This window comes from Candidatus Desulfolinea nitratireducens (genome assembly GCF_982879505.1).
This window is the reverse complement of sequence record NZ_CEYOSI010000229.1, coordinates 1-5,474: the sequence shown is the minus strand read 5'-3', so window position 1 is coordinate 5,474 and position 5,474 is coordinate 1. Positions and strand designations below refer to the sequence as shown.

The window sequence follows — 5,474 nt, the reverse complement described above, 5'->3', positions numbered from 1 at the left end:
CCCCATCTCTCTGTAGACAGAGCCGTTGTGCTTTCAGAGGGAGCCGCTGTAAACATTATGGTACGAAGCGATAATGCTGTGCTAAGCGTAGACGGGCAAAAACCGATCGGGCTGGACGAAGATGACCGTGTTGATGTTCACGCGGCGGAATACTCCGCCAAATTTGTGCGCTTTGGCGACCTGGGTTATTTTTATCGTAATCTGACCGCTCTTATGAATCAAAATCCATCTACAGGACTTACAAGATGACCGAAACACTTTATTGTGCCAATCACCCCGGAAGAGAGACCTCCCTTCGTTGTAACCGCTGTGAAAAATTGATCTGCGCCAAATGTGCAGTCCACATGCCAACAGGCTATCGCTGCAAGGAATGTGTAAATGAGCAGAAAAAAGTCTTCGATAACGCTGAGTGGTATGACTATATTATCGGGCTTGTCTCAGCATCCGTTCTTTCGTTGATCGCCAGCGGCATCATTACGACAATCTCTTTTTTCGCGGGCTTTTTCATGTTTTTTATCTCCATGGCCATCGCGGGTGGCGCAGCAACCCTGATCAGCAAGATCACTCTCCGTCTGCTTCGTGGTCGCCGCTCCAAAAAACTTTTTTATATCAGCACGACTGGCATTATCCTTGGTGCTTTGCCGGTGATTGGATTCTTTCTCCTGACCGGTAATTTCTACTCCATCATCTGGCAGGGAATTTATCTCTTTATCGCCGTTCCCGCCGTATTTTACGGACTCTCAGGCTTCAGACTATAACCTTATGCTTACAGAAATTCGGATTGAAAATTTTGCAATTATCGACAAACTCGACTTGAGTTTTGGACCCGGTCTCGTCATTCTCACAGGAGAAACAGGCGCGGGAAAATCCATTATTCTTGACGCGGTCGAAGTTCTTGTTGGCGGGCGAGCCGATACCAGCATGGTGCGCTCAAATGCGCAGCGGGCTGTTGTTGAGGGTACTTTTCACCTTGCGGGGAATGAGCGAAAAGCTATTAACGAGATGCTCAAAGCTGAAGACCTGCTCGACGATGAAAATTATCTTACCCTTAGTCGGGAGATCAAGGCCGAAGGACGCAGCATAGCACGTGTCAATGGCCGAACGGTAAAGATCGGGATGCTGAAAGCATTGGGAAGTTTTCTGGTCGATATTCATGGCCAATCAGAACATCTTTCCCTGCTCGATACGCGCGCCCACCTCGGCTTGCTCGACCGCTATGCAAACGTGGAGCCGGCCCTCAACACCTACCACACAACCTACAAAAAACTGACCGCCCTTCGCACCGAACTCACCAAGTTGCGCCGGTTGCAAGAAGATTCCGAACGCCGCGTAGAATTGCTAAGCTATCAGGCTGAGGAGATCGAAGCCGTCAAACCCGTACCTGGGGAAGACGAGACTCTCAAGGAGGAACGTGATCGCCTTGCCAACGCCGAAGCGCTCGCCTTCCAGGCACAGGAGGCACTTTCTGCCCTCGACGAAGGGACGCCCGAATCCGCTGCGATCACCGACACCTTTGGGGAAGCAAGCCAACATCTCGCCGCCCTGGTAAAAATAGACGCCTCCCAGGCTGAATTATCTGAGCGAGCCGAGCTGCTTCTCGAGAATCTTACCGAACTTTCCCGAGACCTGCGTGCCTACCTGGAGAATATCGAATTCAGCCCCTCCCGTCTTGAAGATGTGGAGGAACGCCTTGCGCTGATCCAGAGCCTTAAACGAAAATATGGCGGCTCGATTGAAGCTGTGATCGCTTTTGGCACAGATGCTCTCACGCAGTTGGAAAATATTTCCACGGCCTCCGAGCGGATGGATGAACTCGAAGGTGGCGAGAAGATTTTGCTCAAGCAACTTGCTGAAGAGGGTAAAAACCTCTCTGATTTGCGCAAAGTTGCATCTCAGAAAATGAGCAAGGGTATCGTCGCGGAGCTGGCTGATTTACGCATGGCCGCCGCGAATTTCGCTGTTGATTTCAAAACTCTGCCTGATGATACAGGGCTTCCGCTAAATGGGGAACGGGTTGCTTTTACAGATAAAGGCTTTGATCAGGTCGAGTTCATGCTTGCCCCCAATCCTGGCGAGGGGCTTAAGCCTCTTGTCAAGGTCGCCTCAGGGGGCGAAACCTCGCGGATGATGCTCGCCATGAAAAATATCCTCGCCCGCGCGGATGAGGTTCCCTCGCTGATCTTTGACGAAATTGACCAGGGCATCGGCGGAAGGATCGGGATGATCGTAGGTGAAAAGCTTTGGCAACTGGGGCGGCAGCATCAGGTCTTTTGCGTGACCCATTTACCTCAATTGGCTGCTTTTGGCGATCTGCATTTGCAGGTCCAGAAATTACTCAAAGATGGACGCACGCTGACACATGTTGAACCATTGGAGAAGGAAGCCCGGCTTCTTGAACTGGCACAGATGCTCGGCGATGTAGGCGAAGGAACGGTGCGCTCTGCGCATGAGATTTTACAAAACGCACAGGAGATCAGAAAAGCCTAGCCCTTGAATTCTATTTTCATGGTACGATGATTTTTTGGAGGGGTGCGCCCCTCCTTTTTTATTGGTTTTTTAAGCGAGAAGAATTATGCTGAATATTCGTTTACTTGGCCCGCCCCTCGTCTACCTGAATGGTGAACTAATTACCATTGATAGGCGTATGACGCGGGCCTTGCTTTTTTATTTGGCAGCCTTTGGAAAGCCAGTTGGGCGAACTCAATTGGCCGAGCTTTTCTGGCCGGAAGAAAGTGATGAAAAACAACGGCGTCAATTACGTGGGACATTAAATAAGTTACGTAACGCCTTACCTAATAGCGAGTATATTCAAACATATCAGGATACGATCGCTTTAGATTTTGAGCGGGTTTCAGTTGATGTGCAGGAATTCAGAGAATTGATCACTGGTGCGGGTAATTTTCTCATAACCTGGCATCAAGATCAGCCTTTGCCCGTTCATATTTATCAACAACTTGTGAAGGTGGCCAAACTCTGGCACGGCTCCGTCTTTATCCATAGCGAGGTGATGTCTGTCTCGCAAGCATTGGAACAATGGTGGATGCAAACAGCCCAAAGTTTGGAGCATCAATATATGTCTGTGCTAAAGAGTTTGATCAGACATGAAAATATTATCGGCGCGAATGAGAAAGCCCTTCCCTGGCTGGAAACTGCCCTTGAGATTGATGATCTTGACGAAGAACTTCATTATAGTTTACTGATCTGCTTGCTAAAAATTAGTCCGTCTGAAAAAGTTCGCCAACATTACGCTGGTATAAGGACATTATTTAAAGAGAAACTGGATGCGCCGCTTCCGGAGAGAATCCGCTCTCTGGAGCCTTTGATCTTCTCGAATAGGGAGGCAAGCTCCTCGCGCGCTCGTGCCGAATGGCCGATCAGGTCAAGCATTCACGTTCCCTTTGTCGGGCAACAGGATGCCGTTCAAACCCTAAAAAAGAATTATCTAAATGGAGTGGCAACTCTTATTTTGGGAGAAGCGGGGGCGGGAAAAACTCGACTTGTGCAGGAGGTTTACCAATCATTGGAAGTTACACCCCGATTATTGCTTTTGCCCTGCTATCTGGCGGATGAAAATCTCCCATACCAGCCCTGGGTCGATATGTTGCGTAATTCTATTGATGAGCATATTTGGCAAGAGCTTTCGGCTTTATGGGCCGAACCACTGACAATGCTATTACCCGAGCTGCGTGAAGGACGGAGCGATTTGGGGGGAAGGTTGGGAGACTCTTACGCGAGACCGATAATTTTTGAGGCAACAAAAAACCTTTTAGCTTTAGTCTCCAAAGAAGAACCCTGCCTCCTTTTTGTGGACGATGCACAGTGGGCAGATGATGCCACCCTGGGACTCTTGATGTATTTGGTGAAGCAATCATCTTCTGATCTGGGAAATCTGCGCCTGGTGATTACTTCTCTTATCGAGGGGAAAACATCTAGTCGGGATCAATTATTGATCGGGGCACTAAAAGATCAAATAGAAGTTATTGAAATGCTTCGATTGACTGAAAAAGATATTTCGGATTTGGCTTTTCACTTATTGGATGAAAATTTATCATCAACAGTTTCGGGGCGCTTATTACATGAGACAGGCGGAAATCCTTTCTTTTTACTGGAGATATTATCCGCGATCTGGGCATTGCCGGATCGAGGAAATCTGGAAACCAGCCTGCCAGTGCCCGCCAGTGTGAATAGACTAATTTTGCAGAGACTGGAACCTCTATCAAAAGACGCTAAGGATATTTTGATCCTTGCTGCGATACAGGGCAATTCCTTTGAGCTTGCCCTTTTAGAGAAGTCAGCTGCCCTCTCCTCAAGTGAAATTACACCTATTATCAGCGAATTGATAGGTGCGCAATTGATTCGCAGCACAAGTCAAAAATATGGGCTTGAATATGCCTTCGTACATGAAATAATTCGGGAAGTATTAATTTCTTCCCTGACTCCAATCCAAAGCCGCTTATTGAATAAATCAGTGGCCCAGGCATTAGAAGCACAGAGCGGGGAACACCTGGATCCCCAGGCTGCTAAATTGGCAGAACATTATGAAAAAGCAGGCGAGCTCTCTCACGCCTTTGACCTCTGGGTGAGAGCTGGGAAATACGCCTATCATCTTTTTTCACAGGGTGATGCAACTATCTCCTATCAACGAGCTAAATCTCTAATTGACAGTACTATTCTAAAAAATGAGCAGATTTATAATCTCTATTCAGCCTGGGATATGTTGCTCTTTACCAATGACGATCCCGATACTTTGGAAGGGTTAATGCAATCCCTTCTCTCAATTGGTGAGGAGCGTGGCAGTGTGCTACTGATTGGAGCAGCTTGGGATGGCATGGGTGATGTCTGTATGATCCGCAACCAATTTGAAAAAGGCCTGGCTTATTCTGACAAAGCCCTGGAGTATCTTGAAACAAGCAACCATATTGTTGCACAAATGAATGCCCAGATCCATCGAGGCGTTTTTCTTTATATGCTGAACCAGTTTGCTGGATCCCAGGAACCTTTTCAGATCGCGTTACGGTTAGGAGAAGAAAATCAGGAGCAGGAGATTCTGGCTGCCTCAGGACATGCAAATTATCAAATGGCTGTTTCCTGGGTGGGGATGGGTTGGCCAGCTAAAGCACTTGAATACGCCAGGCGCTCTTTACGTGAGTTGACCATTTCAAGAGCCATACAAGATCCAACTATTGCACACAGCATCATGGGGTTGGCATACTATTATCTTGCAGATTACAAAGAAGGCAGAAGTCATGCTCTCCAAAGCATTGCTCTGGCAATCCAAACAGATTATTGGCGCATGCTGGGATATGCATCTGCCTATGCAGGGTTTAACGAAACAGAGCTGGGCTCCCTTGGTGCCGCCTGGAATCATGCGCAAAAAGCAATCAGGGTTGGCAAGAGACATAACCACTCTGAAATTTCTTCCATGGGCTATAAGATTTTGGGAGATATTTACATGCGGCTGGAGGCACTCCCGC

The 5,474-nt window shown here is 48.0% G+C and carries 3 protein-coding genes and 1 pseudogene; all 4 read left to right on the top strand.

The genetic code is table 11. From position 1 onward, the window contains the following. Positions 1-249: pseudogene (locus AC3DOM_RS15230) on the top strand (hypothetical protein); the annotation flags it as partial. Beyond that, entirely contained in the window at positions 246-758 is a 513-nt protein-coding gene (locus tag AC3DOM_RS15225; RefSeq protein WP_487919897.1) for a B-box zinc finger protein, read from the top strand. The pseudogene AC3DOM_RS15230 and the gene AC3DOM_RS15225, both read left to right, overlap by 4 nt. 4 nt (positions 759-762) lie before the next feature. After that, positions 763-2,487, top strand: a complete 1,725-nt coding sequence (gene recN, locus AC3DOM_RS15220; RefSeq protein ID WP_487919896.1) for a DNA repair protein RecN — start codon at positions 763-765, stop codon at positions 2,485-2,487. A gap of 85 nt (positions 2,488-2,572) precedes the next feature. Beyond that, positions 2,573-5,474, top strand: a 2,902-nt coding sequence (locus AC3DOM_RS15215; protein WP_487919895.1) for an ATP-binding protein, incomplete at its 3' end; no start/stop codon positions are given.

Bases quoted from the DNA above. Each gene is read 5' to 3' on its own strand.
- AC3DOM_RS15225 (WP_487919897.1), top strand. From the start codon at position 246: ATGACCGAAACACTTTATTGTGCCAATCACCCCGGAAGAGAGACCTCC.
- recN (WP_487919896.1), top strand. From the start codon at position 763: ATGCTTACAGAAATTCGGATTGAAAATTTTGCAATTATCGACAAACTC.